Raw genomic sequence first — 16,637 nt, 5'->3', positions numbered from 1 at the left:
ACAGCTTGGAGCCAAGCGCATGCCAGGCGGTGATCGCGTGTCGTAACGGGATCACCGCTTTTATTTTTTGACGCTCTGTTGCGGGCGTTTATTCAAAGACAAAGGTAGCACTGTGACTTTTGAATGGGACGCTATCTGGGGGGCTTTACCCAGCCTTCTGGAAGGTACAAAAATGACGCTGCTCATTACCCTGTCGGGTTTGATGGGTGGCGCTGTATTGGGTTTTCTGACCGGGGTGATTACCACCTATGTTCGGGTGCCGGTCACTTGGCGCCGGGCAGCATGGTTCATCCTGGGGCTGTTTGTGCTCGGTTTTGTGATCAAGGGCCTGTCCTGGCTGACAGGTAATTGGTTGAGCTTTGTGCCGGCCTGGATCTGGAGTTCGCTGCAGGCATTGATGGCTCTGTTCTTGCTGGCTTTTTTCAGGCGCTATCTGCTGCTGGTTCTGTCCTTTCTGTGCCAGGTCTATGTGCTGCTTATCCGCGGCACGCCGATTGTCGTGCAGGTAATGTTTATCTACTTTGCGCTGCCCCTGCTGGCCAACATCCGCATTGATGGACTGACTGCCGCCATTTTTACCTTGATGATCAATTCCGGAGCCTATATTTCCGAGATCGTACGTGGTGCCTTGCAATCGGTACCCAAGGGGCTGAAAGAGGCGGGCGAGGCGATGGGCTTGCCGTTTTACAAGATTTTGCGGCACATCATTGGGCCCGTGGCATTTCGCCGCATGATTCCGGCCATGGGTAACCAGTGCATTATCAGCCTGAAGGATTCATCGCTGTTTATTGTGATCGGTGTGGCCGAACTGACTCGCCAGGGTCAGGAGATTATTGCGAATAACTTTCGTTCGGTGGAGATTTGGGGGGCGGTTGCCGTGATCTATCTGATCCTGACTGGCCTGATTGCCCTGACTCTGAAGTTGATTGAACACCGTATGAGGATTGTATGAGTATTGTCGAGTTCAAGCAGGTAACCAAGCGCTTTGGAGACAATATCGTGCTCGACGATATCAGTCTGACGATTGATAAGGGCGAAGTGGTTGTGGTGGTCGGCCCCTCGGGTTCGGGGAAGTCGACTTTTTTACGGTGCATCAACAAGCTGGAAGACATTCAGGCGGGCGACATTGTGGTCAATGGCTTGAGCGTGAATGGTACGCCAGCCCAAGTGCGGGAGCTGCGCCGGGAAGCTGGCATGGTGTTTCAGCAGTTCAATCTGTTTCCGCAGATGAGTGCGTTGGAAAATGTCATGTTCGGGCCCGTGCATACGCGGGGCATGGATCGCGCCCAGGCGCGTAAGGAAGCGATGGAGCTGCTAGCCAAGGTGGGCTTGGCCGAGCGCGTCAATCATTACCCGAATGAGTTGTCCGGTGGTCAGCAGCAGCGAGTGGCTATCGCCCGTGCATTGGCGATCAAGCCTAAGTTGATGCTGTTTGATGAGCCAACCTCTGCGCTGGACCCGGAGCTGCGCCAGGAGGTGCTCAAGGTCATGCAATTGCTGGCAGAGGAAGGCATGACTATGGTGGTGGTAACCCACGAGATGGATTTTGCGCGTCGTGTGGGCAGCCGTCTGATTTTTATTGATCAGGGCCGGGTAGCGCATGATGGGCCGCCTGCCGAGCTGCTCAGTGATCCTCCTAGCCAACGCCTTAAAGACTTTTTGCAGCATGTAGCTTAAAGCGTCTGTCGGGATCGTTGGGCATAAAAAAGCCCTTCAGGGTTTTGGCGATGGAGCCAAGGACCTGAAGGGCTTTCTTGTCATTGCCTGCCTGTACGTGACAGACAGGCAAGGGTTGTTATTTCGATGGAGTGACGTAGATGGTACGTGTGGCCACGACGCGGTTCGAGCCATCTGGTTTGATGCGTATCGTGACCTGGCGCGGCGTAAAGCCGGCGGGCAGTTCGGCGGAGCCATTGATGTAGGCATAACGGCCTACGCTGACGGTCTGGCCAGGCAGGTCCACATTGCCAGAGCGGCCATTGCTGTAACGACCCGCTGCAACCAGTTCCATCGTGCCGCTAAATTCGGTTTCTTTGCCCTTGTCTTGCATCAGCAGCACAAAGTGATTCAGTTGGCCTTCCTTGATGGTGAATTCGGCAGCGCGAATGCCGGGCGAGGTCCCGCGTGGGTCTGGCGGCATGGCATCGGCAAACAGGGCAATGTCTTTTTCCAGTTTGGTGACCATGGCTTGCAGGTCGCTGGTCTGTTTGCCAAGTTTGTCCTCGTTTTGGCTGACGTCTTCCAGCTCGCGGCTGGTCTGGTTCAACTGAGCTTGCAAACGTTGCTTCTCGGCGTTGGCACTGTTCAGATCATAGTGCAACTGTTCGGACTGCTCTACGGTCAGGCGCGTGGGGCCATAACTTTGTTGCAAGAACAGCAGACCGCCCGCACCCAGGGCAATGCCTGTCAACAGCAGGACAAACCAGCGTGGAATACGGCGTTTTCGACGGCTGGAGCCGTAGGCGGTGGGCTTGAATACGGTGCGTTTGGAGGAACCAAGCATGAGAACAGACGTTCCTGTCAGACAAGGGACTTGAGACAAATCAAGTCCTGATTACAAAACCCATTAGCATAGACGTCATTGGGGCTAAGGAGGCGGGACTGGTTGGCTTTGTTGCCCTTTGTTGTGCTTGGAAACGTCTGCCAACCAGACTGCGAATGATCAGTTTACTGTGAGGGTGCTAACGATTCCAAGTGTTGGTTTAGCTGGTTTAATCGTTCGGGGGTGCCCACATCCATCCAGAAACCTGGATGCAGGCAGCCTAGTACTTGATGGCGATCAATGGCGGCGTGTAACAAAGGAGCGGCTTTGGCAGGCTGATCTTTAGGCAGGTGCGCAAAGAGTCCGGGCTTGTAGACTCCTATGCCGCTCAAGGTGGCGCTACGGGCTCCCGCACAGGCTTTGGCGCATAGATGCAGTTGTCCTTCCTGCATGCCAAAGTCGCCTTCGGGGTGGTGGGGTGGGTTGGGGGTCAGGATCAACCAGGCCTGCTCCGGGCCTGCTTGCAGGCGCTCGGCCATGGCAAAGGCCTGTGCCGGATCCCAATCACACCAGATATCGCCATTCATTAACAAGAAAGGCTGGTCTTGGAAAAAATCCAGTGCCCTGGCAATGCCACCGGCCGTTTCCAGGGCGGTTTCCTCTGGTGAGTAACTCAGGCGCAGCCCCCATTGGCTGCCGTCCCCCAGGGTGGATTCAATCTGCTCGCCCAACCAGGCGTGGTTGATGATGACGTCACGAAAGCCCGCTTTAGCCAGCGCACGTAAATGCCAGACGATCAGTGGCTGGCCGCCGGCCGGAATCAGAGGTTTGGGGCAGGTGTCGGTTAAGGGACGCATGCGCTCGCCTCGACCCGCCGCCAGAATCATGGCGCGCATCAGACCGTCATGCCTAAAACAGTTTGGCGGCCTTCCAGACGGTTCAAGAGGCGCAGCAAACCGTTGAAGCTTTCGTAGCGGCTGGCCACTTGGTGTACATACCCGAGCAGGCGGGGCATGTGATCAAGGTAATGGTGTTTGCCGTCACGCAGAGAAAGGCGGGCAAAGACACCCAGAATACGCAGATTGCGTTGCAGGCCCATCCATTCGTATTGCTGGTGGAAGACGGCGAAGTCGGCGGGGACATCCAGACCGGCCTCCATGGCGGCTTGCCAATAGCGAATTGCCCAGTCCAGTTGCTGCTCCTCCGTCCAGGTAACGCGCGCGTCCATGACTAAAGAGGCAATGTCATAAGTGATGGGGCCGGCCAAGGCATCCTGATAGTCAATGACGCCAGGCTCTGTCTGTCCGGGCAGGGGCATCATCAAATTAGGGCTGTGGAAATCCCGGTGCACGAGTACAGTAGCGCTTTGCACATTGCCCTGAACCAGTTCGGCAAAGGTCTTGCGCAACATGGCCTGATCTTTTTCATTCAGCTCAAACTGGCGGTGCTTCTGTATGTACCATTCGGGGAATACTTGCAGCTCTTCTAGCAGGCGCTGTTCGTTGTACTCAGGCAAGCCCGTGGTGTCCGCTTGTTGCAATTTCACCAGGGTCAGCAGCGTACTGCGGTACAGTTTGTCCAGCTCGCTTTGTGGCAAGGGGTTTTTCAGGGCGGTCTGGAAATTGTCCTGGCCCAGGTCGCTCAATAGCAAGAAACCTTGCTCGGTATCAGCCGCCAGGATCTCGGGCACATGAATACCAGTAGGTGCCAGCAGTTCGGTAACGTGTATAAAGGGTTTGCAGTCTTCAGTGGCGGGGGGGGCATCCATCAAAACGACGCTGCGGTCCTGGGCCTGAAGGCGAAAGTAACGGCGAAAGCTGGCGTCGCTGGAGGCCATTTGCAGGCTGTCGATATCCAGCCCAAAGCGGGATTTCAGGGTGTTCAGCCAAGAGATTGCTTGCTGCAAACGAGGGTCGGTAGCGGCAGAAATAGAAGCAGACATAAATAAAGGAAGCAGAAGATCGTAACGGATTAGTGTTTAGCAGTGCCGCTAAACGGCAGGCTTAACTATAATACCGGGTCGCCAGGGTTTTTCATCTGGTGCGAACAAATGGCAGGACACAACTGGAGGCGCAGTCTTAGTGCGAGTTGCGGCGTGGTATATCGTGTTGATGATGACAGGCATGGGGGTCGCCCAGGCTGAGTCGTCCGTGCGTCCGTCTTTAAAGACGTCCCCCGGTTTGCAAGTGCGCAAACTCCAGGAAGAGGACATGGCCGTCTATTTAATAGGCGATCAGATGAAAACGCTACAGGACGGTACGTTGCGTCTGGAAGGCGGTGCTCAGGTTCGGCGCATTGACTCTGTGGTCAAAGGCGATCGGATCGACTATCAGGAAAAAACCGGCCAGGTGCAAGTCCGTGGCAATGGCTTGATCATGCGTGACGGCGCTTTGGTGCGCAGCCAGGAATTTGATTACAACCTGGATGCCGATACCGGGCGCATGTCATCGCCGGAGTTCTGGCTGGGTGCAACGGGTGGCAGGGGAACGGCGACGCAGGCTGACATTCTCAGCTCTAATCATATGCGTTTGTCTGACGTGAATTATTCGGGTTGCCCATGTCCTGAGCCGTCCTGGTATATCCAGTCGTCCAAAGTAGACCTGTATTCCAAGGAAAATGAAGGGGTGGCGCGTAATGGCGTCCTGTATTTCAAGGGGGTCCCCCTGTTGTACTCCCCCTACTTGACCTTCCCGTTGCGTAAAGAGCGCAAGTCGGGTTTTCTGTTGCCTACTTACGGCATGACTACGCGCGGTGGTTTGGACCTGAGCGTGCCGTATTACTTGAATCTGGCGCCGAATTACGATGCTACCCTGACGCCGCGCCTCATGAGCAAGCGCGGTGCCATGCTGGGCGGTGAATTCCGTTACTTGGGTGACAGCTTCTCCGGAGAGCTGACGGGTAACTACCTGCCTGATGACAACGAGCTGGGTTATAAACGTTGGCTGTTCATGGGGCAGTATCGCCAGAGTCTGCCCGCCAGCTTTTATCTGAATGCCGATATTCGCCGGGTGTCGGATGACGATTACTTTCGTGACTTCAGCAGTTTTGGCCTGAATGATTCGACTATTCAGGATCTGGCCAGCACAGTGACGCTGGGGTGGGGCGGTTCCAAGTATTTCCGCTCCCACGTCAGTGCAACGCGTTATCAGACCTTACAGGACTCCAGTACCGGTTACCGCCAACCACAATACGACAAATTGCCTGAATGGTATTTGGGAGCATCCCGTTATAACTGGGGTGGCTTTGATGTGGTCAGCGATAACTACGCAACCCGTTTCCGCTTGCCGTTTTACAGCGGTAACCTGAGCGAGTTCGACAATATGCGCAGCACCCGTCTGGCTCCAGATGGTACGCGTTTCTCGTCCTATACGACGGTGGCTTACCCTGTCGTTCGCCCAGGCTGGTATATCACGCCGAAAGCGGGCTTGCACATGAGTCAATACCAGACGGACTGGTATGTGGGTGACCCCAATATGGCCAGGTTCGCAGACCGCTCCCGTACGCAAAGTCGCGTGCTGCCCATTCTGTCTCTGGATTCGGGCATGACTTTCGAGCGCGACACCACCTTGTTTGGCAATGACTCCATCCAGACCCTAGAGCCGCGTGTGTACTATTTATATGTGCCTTATCGCGACCAGTCTACGCTGCCCTTGTACGACACCAGTCTGGCCAGTTTCAACTTTGCCCAGGCCTTTAGCGAAAACATCTTCTCGGGTGGTTGGGACCGTATTTCCAATGCGAACCAGGTGACGGTGGGTTTGACTTCCCGTTGGTTGGATGCCGACACCGGCTACGAGCGTCTGGTTCTGCAGGCTGCTCAGCGTTTGTATTTTGATAAGCAAACTGTCACCTTGGGCGATGAAAAGGCGCGTACCAGCACGCGTTCCGACTATCTGGTCGGTGCCAGTGCCGCCTTGACCAATACGTTCTCGGTCAATTTCGATGCACAATTTAACCCTGACGAAAAACGCCGCAACCGTCTGGCTTCCGGTATTCGTTGGCGTCCCAAACGTCTGGCCACACTGGGTGTGAATTATCGTTATGAACGTGACCCGCGTCAGGTCGTGGATCCTTTTTTTACGCCTACCGAGGAAGATCATCGTGGCAAGGAATACGTCTCCATGATGGGCCAATGGCCCTTGAGCAACAAGCTGTATGCGGTGGGGCGTTACGATTACTCCATTCAGGAAAGCCGTGGTACACAGACGGTGTTGGGCTTGGAGTACAAAGGTGATTGCTGCTGGGCGGCGCGAGTGGTTCTGCAACGCTATGCGGTTTCGGCCAGGGAAACCAATAAAGCCATGTTCTTCCAGCTGGAGCTGTCCGGTTTGGGCGGCATTGGCAACGACCCTATCAAAATGTTGCGTGATCGCGTGATTGGCTATGAACCCATCTCGGACCCCGTACAGGAAAAAATGATTCATGAGAGGTATGAATAATATGCGTTTCAGCTTGAAAAACCGCAGCCTGTCATTGGCTTTGATGGCCGTCATGGGGCTGGGTACGGCTCACATGGCTCAGGCGCAATCCAAGCCCGCTGCAAACAAGGCAGCACCGGCTGCCGCCTCCCAGTTTGTGGACGGCATTGCTGCCGTGGTCAATGACGAGGTTATTACCTTGCGTCAAGTTGATCTGGAAGCGGCTCAAGTGCTGGAACAGCTCAAACGCCAAAAAATTCCGACTCCTGAGCAAGACGTTTTGCGTAAACAGGTTTTACAACGTCTGATCAACGAGCGTCTGGAGCAGCAGGAAGCGCGTGCCATGGGTATTTCTGTCGGCCCTCAGCAGGTGGATGAAGGCATACGCATGATTTCCTCGCGCAACAATATGACTGAAGCCCAGTTGCGTGCCGAGATTGAGAAAAATGGCATTACTTGGGAACAGTATCGTGCCAATCTGAAGCAGGAAATTCTGCTGGATCAGTTGCGTATGCGTGCGGTCGACAGCAGCATCAATATTACGGATGCCGATATCGATATTTATCTGCGCTCTCAAGGTGGTGCGGGTTTGGGTAATTTGGGGCAGTCCGCTGCACAAAGCCAGAATGCGCCCGTTGCCCTGGCGCAGATTCTGGTGCGGGTGCCTGAAGGCGCCAACGCTAGTGAAGAAGCCCGTTTGCGTACCAAAGCTGAAGGTCTGTTGGCCCAAGCTCGTTCGGGGGCAGACTTTGCGGGTTTGGCTGCGTCCAACTCGGACGGTCAGGAAGCCCTGAATGGCGGTGTGATGGGAAGCCGTTCACTGTCCGACTGGCCTGATTTGTTCGCACAAGCTGTTCATAACCTGGCTCCCGGCCAGGTTTCCAACCTGATCCGCAGTGGTCAAGGTTTTCACATTCTGAAGGTGCTGGAGCGTGGCGGCGCTGCGCCAAGCAATACCTCGCCTGTGGCCAGTGCGACATCGGCCCAATCGGGTCCCATGATGGTGACTCAGACGCATGCTCGCCACATTCTGGTCAAGCTCTCCAAGGTCATGACCTCCGAGCAGGCCCGTCAACGTATTGAGCAATTGCAAGTGCGTTTACGCAACGGTGAGTCCTTCCAGGATCTGGCCAAGCGTTACTCGGAAGACAGCAGTGCGCCACAAGGTGGTGATTTGGGTTGGCTCTCGCCCGGTGAGACAGTACCTCCGTTCGAGCAAGCCATGGACAAGTTGCAACCTGGCAACGATACCGCCGTGGTCGAGTCCCAGTTTGGCTGGCACTTGATCCAGGTTATCGAGCGCCGTACCCGCAATATGGAAAACGAGTACAAGCGTATGCAGGCTCGTCAGGCCCTGTTCCAGCAGCGCGCCGAGCCTGCTTTTGAGGACTGGCTGAACAGCTTGCGTGGCCGTGCTTACATTGATAACCGTTTGGACCCCGAGTCCAGCACCCGCCGTCGCTAAGGACAGGTATGGCCCAGCATCAGGCGCGCAAGCGCTTTGGACAGAACTTTCTGGAAGATGAGGCCATCATCGACCAGATCATCCGTGCGATTGGCCCTCGGCCTGTCGATAATATGGTGGAAATTGGTCCGGGCCTGTCGGCCCTGACCCGACCGTTGACGCAGGCGCTGGAGCGCTTGCGCGTGGTCGAGATTGACCGCGATCTGGCGGCTCGCCTGCGTCATCATTATTCGCCCAACAAGCTGGAAATCATTGAGGCTGATGCCTTGAGCGTGGATTTCGGTGCCTTGGGCCCGAATCTGCGTATTGTGGGCAACCTGCCTTACAACATTTCCAGTCCTTTGCTGTTTCATTTGCTGGACTATGCCGATGCCGTGCTGGACCAGCATTTCATGCTGCAACGGGAAGTGATCGACCGCATGGTCGCCAAACCCGGCTCCTCGGATTACAGCCGATTGTCGGTGATGTTGCAGGCACGCTATCGCATGACCAAGCTCTTTGAAGTGCCGCCCGAGGCTTTCAACCCACCGCCGCGAGTGGTGTCCGCCGTGGTGCGCATGGTGCCTTTGCCCGCTGACCGTGCCCAGGCCCGTGATGCAAAGGTGTTCAGCCAGGTTGTGGCCCGCGCGTTTGCACAAAAGCGCAAGATGTTGCGAGGTGGTCTGGGTGACTGGACACCCCATATTGATTGGGAGGCCTTGGAAATTGCGCCGACCAGTCGGCCTGCTGATTTGTCCTTGGAAAAGTACATTGCGCTGGCCGATCACCTGATGGATAAGGGCGTTCTATAAGCCGCCAGATGCACAACACTCCCTAATGAATGAGACCCCAAAAATTGGACCTTGATCCTGTTTTGGGGTGTTTTTCATGGTGGGCCCTGTTAAGGCCACACCTTACTGCGATAATCAATCCTTCTTGGCTGAGTCTGCTGGGGCGATGCTTCTGACTCTCACGCTGAGCCTTGGCTCCTAGCCGAAGAACCAATAACAAACAGCGATGGCGGCCAGTACGCCAGCCAGATCGGCAATCAAGGCGCAGGAAACGGCGTGGCGAGCACGTTGTATGCCTACCGCACCAAAATACACGGCCAGCACATAGAACGTGGTTTCGGTACTGCCTTGCACCGTTGCGCCCAGTAGCGCGGGGAAGCTGTCTACACCGTGATGCTGCATGGTTTCGATCAGCAAGGCGCGAGCGGCACCGGCCGAGAAGGGCTTGACCAAGGCGGTAGGCAGGGCATCAATAAAGCGTGTATCCAGCCCGATCAGGTTGACCAGCCAGCGGATCATGTCCAGCACGATATCCAGGGCGCCAGAGCTACGCAGCACGCCTACTGCACACAACATGGCAACCAGATAAGGCAGTAGATCCTTGGCGACGCCAAAGCCCTCTTTGGCGCCTTCTACAAAGGTTTCATAGAGCGGCACCTTGCGGCGCCATCCGATAAGCAGAAACAGCCAGATAATGGACAGCAGGGTCAGGTTACCCAGCAAGGAAGAAAGCGACTGGATAGCCGCAGCGCTAAGTGTGGCTAGCAAGGCCATGAAAGAGCCCAGGATCAGCGCAAATACCCCAAACCACAACATCAGCACCGGATCAAACAGACGCAGGCGCTGCACCAGGGCCACGCTGAGCAATCCGGCCAGTGAGGAGGCGGTGGTGGCCAGCAGAATGGGCAGAAACACCATCGTGGGGTCCGGTGCGCCTTGTTGAGCCCGGTACATGAAAATGCTGATGGGAATCAGCGTCAGTGACGAGGCATTCAGCACCAGAAACAGGATCTGAGCGTTGGTGGCGGTGTCCGGATGCGGGTTCAGTGTTTGCAGCGACTTCATGGCCCGCAAACCTATGGGCGTGGCGGCATTGTCCAGGCCCAGGCCATTGGCGGCGAAGTTCAGGGTGATCAAGCCCAAAGCGGGGTGACCGGCAGGCACGCCAGGCATCAGGCGGCTGAACAGTGGTCCCAGCCAGCGAGCCAAGGTGTCGATCAGCCCGGCTTTCTCGGCAATCTTCAAGAAACCCAACCACAGGGTGAGCGTGCCAAAAAGCAGCAGCATCAGTTGCACGGACAGGGCGGCCATATCGAACAAGCTGCGCACCATCTGCGCGAAAATTTCGCTATTGCCCCCGACCAGCCACTGGTAAAAACCGCTGACGGCGGCGATCAGGAAGAAAAGCAGCCAAAGAGTATTGAGCATAGTGTTGGCAGTAAACAGGGCAGGGACAAGCCAAGCTAGATTGTCGCAGAATCCAGGCGGGTTTTAGCGGCTACGCTATGTAAGGGTGTTGGCACAAATAGTCGCAAAATAGGATTCGAGTCGCTTGGCTCTGATTTTGAACTTGAAACCACCTGATCGGGAAGCGATCAACCTTGTTTTGGACCTAGTTTGATCGCTGGTGATTAGCCGTCTTCAAATGTGAACAGCAGGTGGAGCGAAGAAGGCCTTACGATGACTGTAGTATCTGGCTGCCCTAGAGCGTAGTAAGTACAAGCAGTCGTAGGGAGGCAATCATCAGTCGTAGAGTGTCCAGGGGCGCCATAAAAAAACCGGCCTGCTACGGCCGGTTCTGTTTTTTAATCCACGCGCCCTTTGGCCTGGATCAGTTCAATCTTGTAGCCGTCCGGGTCTTCCACAAACGCAATCACGGTGGTGCCGTGCTTCATGGGACCGGCCTCGCGTACGACCTTGCCGCCGCGCGCCTTGATGTTCTCACAGGCTTTGTAGGCATCAGGCACTTCCAGGGCGATGTGGCCATAGCCATTACCCAGATCGTAGGAGGGGGTGTCCCAGTTGTGGGTCAGCTCCAGTACGGCGGCTTCGGACTCGTCCTGATAGCCCACAAAAGCCAGGGTGAAGCGGCCGTCCGGGTAGTCGGACTGGCGCAGCAATTTCATGCCCAGTACTTCGGTGTAAAAGGCCAAAGAACGGTCCAGATTGCCGACACGCAGCATGGTGTGCAGGATACGCATAAGGTAGAGCTCCTAAAGCAGGGGCAGGGTGACTGGATCATATTGTCGTAACTGATTGCGCGCATTGACAAAATCAGGGTAGAGCGATTCGACTAAAGCCCAGAAACGTGGGCCGTGATTCATTTCTTGCAGATGCGCGACCTCGTGAGCGACGACGTAATCAATGATGGATGGGTGAAAGTGTATCAGGCGCCAGTTCAGCATGATCGTGCCGTCACTGTTGCAGGATCCCCAGCGTTTGGCGGGGGCGGCCAGACGCAGTTTTCTGGCGCTCAGGCCTGACAATTCCAGATAATGCGCCAGACGCTGCTCAAACCAGAGCCGGGCCTGTTTTTGCAGCCAGGCTTGGGTCAGCTCCTGAACGCGCTGGGCCTCGGCATCGACGGGTAAGGGCAGGGACAAGCGCTGGCCGTGTTGGGCTTGGCTGATCAGGCCTTCAAACTGAACTTGTTGAATCTGTGGGTTCAGGCTAAGGCGAATGGGTACGCCCATAAAGGGCAGGGTATCGCCATCAACCCATTGCAGGCTTTGCAAGGCCAATTGTTCGCGACGCTGTTGGTATTCGCGCAGCTTGCGCAGTATCCAGGCGCTTTTGCTGTGCAGGACTTGTTCGGCCTGGCTGAGCTTTACCCAGGAAGGCATGGCAACGGTCAGGCCACTGTCGTTAATGGTCAGACCCAGGGTGCGACGTCGAGAGCGTTTGAGTTGATAGCCAATGGTGTGGCCATCCAGTTCGACTTGTTGCCACTGAACGCCTTCGGGCAAGGTGTCAGGCCGGATGGTCAAGACCTGGCTGGGCGGCAAAGCAGAACCAGCGGGCGGCTTTTCTTGCCGCTGCGCCGGGTGGGGAAAGGCCGTGTCAGGAAACAGAGCCAGTTGCGGGGGGACCGTCATAGCGTTCCGGGTTCAAGACGCGCATTTCGGTTTCAATCCATGTCTGTACGCGTTGGTTGACTTCTTCAGGGCTCAGCCCGGTGGGATCAATGGGCGGCCCAAAAGAGATAGTAACCAAGCCCGGCGTCTTGATAAAGGCATTGCGACGCCAGCATTCGCCCGCATTGTGGGCGACGGGGATGACCGGTGTGCCGGTACGGGTGGCCAGCAAGGCTCCCCCCATTTTGTAGCGGCCTGTTGTGCCAGGGGCGGTACGAGTCCCTTCCGGGAACAAGAGGGGCCAGCGGCCTTCGTCAATGCGCTGCTGCCCGACCTTGATGACTTGTTCAAAGGCATCCCGGCCTTTGGCGCGATCAATCGGGATCATGCGCAACAAGGCCAATCCCCAACCGAAGAAGGGGACTTTGTGTAGCTCGCGCTTGTAAACAAAACACACCTGTCGCGGCATGTAGGACGGAAAGAACAATGTTTCCCAGGCTGACTGGTGCTTGGACAGGATGATGGCCTTGCCATCGGGCAGGTTTTCCCAGCCCTTGGTCTGCCAGCGTATGCCCAAAATCGTGCGGGCACCCCAGACCGCCAGACGTGGCCAGCCGGTGGTTACGCGGTAGCGTATATCCAGTGGCAGCGGTGCCATCAGCAGGCTGGCAAAGGCATAGGGGATGACGGTAATCAACAAAAAGAGTTGATAGAGTGAAGCGCGGATAATGCCCATATCAGTTTCCGTGGAGCCATTTGTCGACAACAGCGGCCAGATCGGCCTCGACGCGCGTGCCGTCGGGCAAGCCGCCTTTCTCTAGAGTACGCATGCCTTTGCCAGTCTGGACCAACCAGGGAGCACAACCGGCTTGGCTGGCCGCCTGCAGATCGCGTAAGGAATCGCCCACCGAGGGTACGGTTTTCAGGTTCACTTCATAGCGGTGTGCGATATCGTGAAACATGCCAGGGGCTGGTTTGCGACAGGTGCAGCCATCATCAGGGCCGTGCGGGCAAATAAAGATGGCGTCTATAAAACCACCCAGCAAGGCCAGTTCGCGGCGCATCTTGGCATGGATGGCGTTTAGCGTGGTCATGGAAAACAAACCACGTGCCAGACCAGACTGGTTGGTGGCAATGACCACCTTCCAGCCGTTTTCGGTCAGGCGTGCCAAGGCCTCCAGACTGCCTGGAATGGCTTCCCACTCTTGTGGGCTTTTGATAAAGGCATCGCTGTCATGGTTGATGACACCGTCCCGATCAATGATGGCAAGTTTCACTAGTTAGCTAGCCTGGAAAGATCAGCAACCTGGTTCATCAGTGCGTGCAGCTTGGCCAGCAAGGCCAGACGGTTGGCACGGACGGCTGGATCTTCTGCCATGACCATGACGTCCTGGAAGAAGGTATCCACAGCACCACGGGCCTGAGCCAGGGTGGCCAGGGACGCGTCAAACTCGCCGGCTTCAAATTGGGCCTGAGCAACAGGCTGCAATTGCTCTATCTTGGCAGCCAGCTCGCGCTCGGCAGGTTCGACCAGCAGTTTGTCGTCCAGCGTGGCCAGTTCACCTTCGGCTTTCTTGAGCAGATTGCTGACACGCTTGTTGGCGGCAGCCAGACTCTCGGCTTCAGGGCGTTGGGCGAAGGAGGCGCAAGCTTGGATACGGGCGTGAACCTGTTCCAGCGGTGGGCGCAAAGCCAGCACGGCATCCACCACGCTGCGCTCGTAATCGTTGCTGAGTTGGTTACGGTAGCGTTCGTAAATGAAGGTTTGAACCGCGTCTACCGTGTCAGCAGCCAGGGCACCGTCCTTGAAGAAGGATGCCGTGGTGTTCAGCAGCGTATCCAGATTCAGGCTATTGGCCTTCAACTGGGCACCGGCTTGTAGCTGTTCGTAGGCGCTGATCAGGCCCAGAGCCGCGCGGCGCAGGGCGTAGGGGTCGCGTTCACCTGTAGGAGCCAGACCAATGCCCCAGATACCGACCAGAACCTCGGCGCGCTCGGCCAGGAACAGAATGGCCTGGGTCAGGCTGGCTTCTGTGACTGGCTGGTCCAGACGGTGACGGTATTGCTCACGAATCGCCAGCACGATGTCCTCGGGCTCGCCATCGCCTTGGGCGTAGTAAGCACCCATCACACCTTGCAGTTCGGGGAATTCGCCCACCATATTGGAGTTCAAGTCCGCCTTGGCCAGAAGCGCGGCACGACGGGCGTGCTCTTGATTGGCACCCAACTGCTTGGCGATGTAGCCAGCGACGGACTGCAAGCGTTCGATACGGTCCAGTTGCGAACCCAGCTTGTTGTGGTACACGCTGCCAGCCAGTGTAGGAACACGCTCGGCCAGAGTCTGTTTGCGATCAGTTTCAAAGAAGAACTGGGCGTCCGCCAGACGGGGGCGAACCACGCGCTCGTTACCTTCAATAATGTTGCTGGGATCGTCCACCTTCATATTGCTGACGATCAAAAAGCGATTGGTCAGTTTTTGGGTGGCGGGGTCAAACAGTGGGAAATACTTTTGATTCAGACGCATGGTCAGAATCAGGCACTCGGAAGGCACTTGCAGGAATTGCTCGTCGAACTGGCCCACGTACACGGTGGGGTATTCGACCAGAGCGGTGACTTCGTTCAGCAACGCTTCCACTTCGGGATCGTCGCCCAAGGTGGAGTTCAGGCGTTTGGCTTCAGCTTCCAGGTCGGTGCGAATCTGTTCGCGGCGAGTCTCGAAGGACGGAACGACCCAGCCTTGTTCCTGGACTTGGGTGGCCCAGCTATCGGCATCACGGATGTCGAAGGGGGCATCGCACATGAAGCGGTGGCCGTGTGTTTGACGACCGGCTTGCAGACCCAGGGCGCTGACGGGAACGATGTCCGAACCCCACAGGGCGACCAGACCATGGGCAGGGCGCACAAAGCGCACGCTGCTGACACCATCGGCCAACTGGTAGCGCATCACTTTAGGGATGGGCAGGTGGGTAATGGACCATTCCAGGGCTTCTTGCAGGCCGTCTTTCAGCGCCGCGCCGGTGGCTATGCCGCTAGCGTACAGGTAATCCTGCTTGCCATCGGATTCGCGCAGCAGGTCGCTGGCTTTCAGATGTTCCAGACCTTTGGCAGCCAGGCGTTTGGCCAGAGCCGGGGCGATCTCGCCGTTGGCATCCAGGCCAATATGGGCGGGCATCAGTTTTTCGGTGTAAGGCTGGTCTTCAGCTTGCTGGTAAGCAGCGCTGAACCAGGCAGCCAAGCGGCGTGGCGTGGCGTAGGCACGCACTTCACAGTTCGGTGCCAGCAGGGCTTGCTCGCCCAATACTTTTTGCAGACCTTCACTAAAGGCCTGACCTAGCTGTTGCAGCGCTTTGGGGGGCAGTTCTTCAGTGAACAGTTCAATCAGCAAAGGCTGTGTCGTGGAGGCGTTCATTACTTGGCCTCCGAGGATGTGTTGCTCAGCATGGGGAAACCTAGGCGTTCGCGGGAGTCGTAGTAAGCCTGTGCGACAGCGCGGGACAGATTGCGGATACGGCCAATATAGGCAGCGCGCTCAGTCACACTGATGGCGCCGCGTGCATCGAGCATATTGAAGGTATGGGCCGCTTTCAGCGTTTGCTCGTAAGCGGGCAGGGCCAGCGGCACGTCAATGATGCGCTTGGCTTCGGCTTCGTAGTCGTTGAAATGCGCAAACAGCACATCGGTGCTGGCGTGCTCGAAGTTGTAGGTGGATTGCTCGACTTCGTTCTGGTGGAACACGTCGCGGTAGTAAATGCGCTGGCCGTTGTGACCTTCGGTCCAGACCAGATCGTAGACGCTTTCCACGCCTTGCAAGTACATGGCCAGACGTTCCAGACCATAGGTGATTTCGCCCGTGGTCGGCGTGCAATCCAGGCCGCCTACTTGCTGGAAGTAGGTGAACTGGGTGACTTCCATCCCGTTGAGCCAGACTTCCCAGCCCAGACCCCAGGCGCCCAGTGTCGGGTTTTCCCAGTCGTCTTCAACAAAACGGATGTCGTGCGCCTTGGGATTGATGCCCAAGGCTTCCAGCGAGCCGATATACAGATCCAGAATGTTTTCAGGTGCGGGCTTGAGCACGACCTGAAACTGGTAATAGTGTTGCAGGCGGTTGGGGTTGTCCCCGTAGCGCCCGTCTTTGGGGCGGCGCGAAGGTTGTACATAGGCAGCGCGCCAGGGTTCGGGACCAATAGCCCGTAAAAAGGTTGCCGTATGAGAGGTTCCGGCACCGACTTCCATGTCGTAGGGCTGAAGCAGAGCGCATCCGTGCTTGTCCCAGTATTGCTGGAGCGTAAGTATGATTTGCTGAAAGGTGAGCATGAGCAATGGCCAGTAAAGCGAGAAGCTGCAAAATTTTTCTATTTTAGCGTGAACTGCGCCCTTGCAGCAGAAAAGCGCCCGCAATGGGCTATTTTGGCCGTCCGGGCCATGGGC

The 16,637-nt window shown here is 56.5% G+C and carries 15 protein-coding genes; 5 read left to right on the top strand and 10 right to left on the bottom strand.

Annotation, left to right across the window (positions count from 1 at the left end; genetic code table 11):
- Positions 1-112: 112 nt before the first annotated feature.
- Positions 113-952: an ABC transporter permease subunit gene (locus tag CA948_RS11080; protein ID WP_395013623.1), complete on the top strand. Its 840-nt coding sequence runs from the start codon at positions 113-115 to the stop codon at positions 950-952.
- Positions 949-1,677 (top strand): glutamine ABC transporter ATP-binding protein GlnQ, encoded by a 729-nt coding sequence (gene glnQ, locus CA948_RS11075; RefSeq protein ID WP_094195771.1) that lies wholly within the window; start codon positions 949-951, stop codon positions 1,675-1,677. The genes CA948_RS11080 and glnQ overlap by 4 nt, the downstream gene beginning before the upstream one ends.
- A gap of 118 nt (positions 1,678-1,795) precedes the next feature.
- Here glnQ and CA948_RS11070 read toward each other — a convergent pair whose 3' ends face one another.
- The 3 genes from CA948_RS11070 to CA948_RS11060 form a co-directional block, all read right to left on the bottom strand.
- Complete coding sequence (locus tag CA948_RS11070; protein WP_094195772.1) at positions 1,796-2,503, bottom strand: hypothetical protein; 708 nt, start codon at positions 2,501-2,503, stop codon at positions 1,796-1,798.
- 164 nt (positions 2,504-2,667) lie between these two features.
- Positions 2,668-3,378 (bottom strand): N-acetylmuramate alpha-1-phosphate uridylyltransferase MurU, encoded by a 711-nt coding sequence (gene murU, locus CA948_RS11065; RefSeq protein WP_108728025.1) that lies wholly within the window; start codon positions 3,376-3,378, stop codon positions 2,668-2,670.
- Positions 3,378-4,424, bottom strand: a complete 1,047-nt coding sequence (locus CA948_RS11060) for an aminoglycoside phosphotransferase family protein (RefSeq protein ID WP_108728024.1) — start codon at positions 4,422-4,424, stop codon at positions 3,378-3,380. Before CA948_RS11060 ends, murU begins: the two co-directional genes overlap by 1 nt.
- Positions 4,425-4,563: 139 nt before the next feature.
- Here CA948_RS11060 and CA948_RS11055 point away from each other — a divergent pair, with 139 nt between their 5' ends.
- Genes CA948_RS11055 through rsmA form a run of 3 tightly spaced genes read left to right on the top strand, consistent with a single transcriptional unit; the run spans position 4,564 to position 9,156 of the window.
- On the top strand, positions 4,564-6,921 hold the full coding sequence (locus CA948_RS11055; RefSeq protein WP_338021505.1) for an LPS-assembly protein LptD: 2,358 nt from the start codon (positions 4,564-4,566) through the stop codon (positions 6,919-6,921).
- Positions 6,914-8,365 carry a peptidylprolyl isomerase gene (locus CA948_RS11050; protein WP_108728023.1) on the top strand — a complete coding sequence of 484 codons (1,452 nt, stop codon included), beginning with the start codon at positions 6,914-6,916 and terminating at the stop codon, positions 8,363-8,365. Before CA948_RS11055 ends, CA948_RS11050 begins: the two co-directional genes overlap by 8 nt.
- 8 nt (positions 8,366-8,373) lie before the next feature.
- Entirely contained in the window at positions 8,374-9,156 is a 783-nt protein-coding gene (rsmA, locus tag CA948_RS11045; RefSeq protein WP_094195776.1) for a 16S rRNA (adenine(1518)-N(6)/adenine(1519)-N(6))-dimethyltransferase RsmA, read from the top strand.
- Between the two features lie 177 nt (positions 9,157-9,333).
- On the opposite strand, the gene CA948_RS11040 is transcribed toward rsmA, so the two are convergent.
- From CA948_RS11040 to glyQ, 7 genes are all read right to left on the bottom strand, one after another.
- Positions 9,334-10,563 (bottom strand): nucleoside recognition domain-containing protein, encoded by a 1,230-nt coding sequence (locus CA948_RS11040; protein WP_094195777.1) that lies wholly within the window; start codon positions 10,561-10,563, stop codon positions 9,334-9,336.
- A 377-nt stretch (positions 10,564-10,940) separates the two neighbouring features.
- Positions 10,941-11,336, bottom strand: coding sequence for a lactoylglutathione lyase (gene gloA, locus CA948_RS11035; protein WP_108728022.1), 396 nt, complete (start codon positions 11,334-11,336; stop codon positions 10,941-10,943).
- A 12-nt stretch (positions 11,337-11,348) separates the two neighbouring features.
- Positions 11,349-12,230: a M48 family metallopeptidase gene (locus CA948_RS11030; RefSeq protein WP_094195778.1), complete on the bottom strand. Its 882-nt coding sequence runs from the start codon at positions 12,228-12,230 to the stop codon at positions 11,349-11,351.
- Entirely contained in the window at positions 12,196-12,945 is a 750-nt protein-coding gene (locus tag CA948_RS11025; RefSeq protein WP_108728021.1) for a lysophospholipid acyltransferase family protein, read from the bottom strand. The genes CA948_RS11030 and CA948_RS11025 overlap by 35 nt, the downstream gene beginning before the upstream one ends.
- A 1-nt stretch (position 12,946) precedes the next feature.
- Positions 12,947-13,486: a D-glycero-beta-D-manno-heptose 1,7-bisphosphate 7-phosphatase gene (gmhB, locus tag CA948_RS11020; RefSeq protein WP_094195780.1), complete on the bottom strand. Its 540-nt coding sequence runs from the start codon at positions 13,484-13,486 to the stop codon at positions 12,947-12,949.
- A complete protein-coding gene (gene glyS, locus CA948_RS11015) occupies positions 13,486-15,618 on the bottom strand; it encodes a glycine--tRNA ligase subunit beta (RefSeq protein WP_108728020.1) in 2,133 nt (710 codons plus the stop codon). Before glyS ends, gmhB begins: the two co-directional genes overlap by 1 nt.
- Positions 15,618-16,523: a glycine--tRNA ligase subunit alpha gene (gene glyQ, locus CA948_RS11010; protein WP_094195782.1), complete on the bottom strand. Its 906-nt coding sequence runs from the start codon at positions 16,521-16,523 to the stop codon at positions 15,618-15,620. The genes glyS and glyQ overlap by 1 nt, the downstream gene beginning before the upstream one ends.
- Between the last annotated feature and the right edge of the window lie 114 nt (positions 16,524-16,637).

This window comes from Alcaligenes aquatilis (assembly GCF_003076515.1).
GTDB lineage: Bacteria > Pseudomonadota > Gammaproteobacteria > Burkholderiales > Burkholderiaceae_B > Alcaligenes > Alcaligenes aquatilis.
This window is presented reverse-complemented; position numbering and strand designations above follow the sequence as displayed.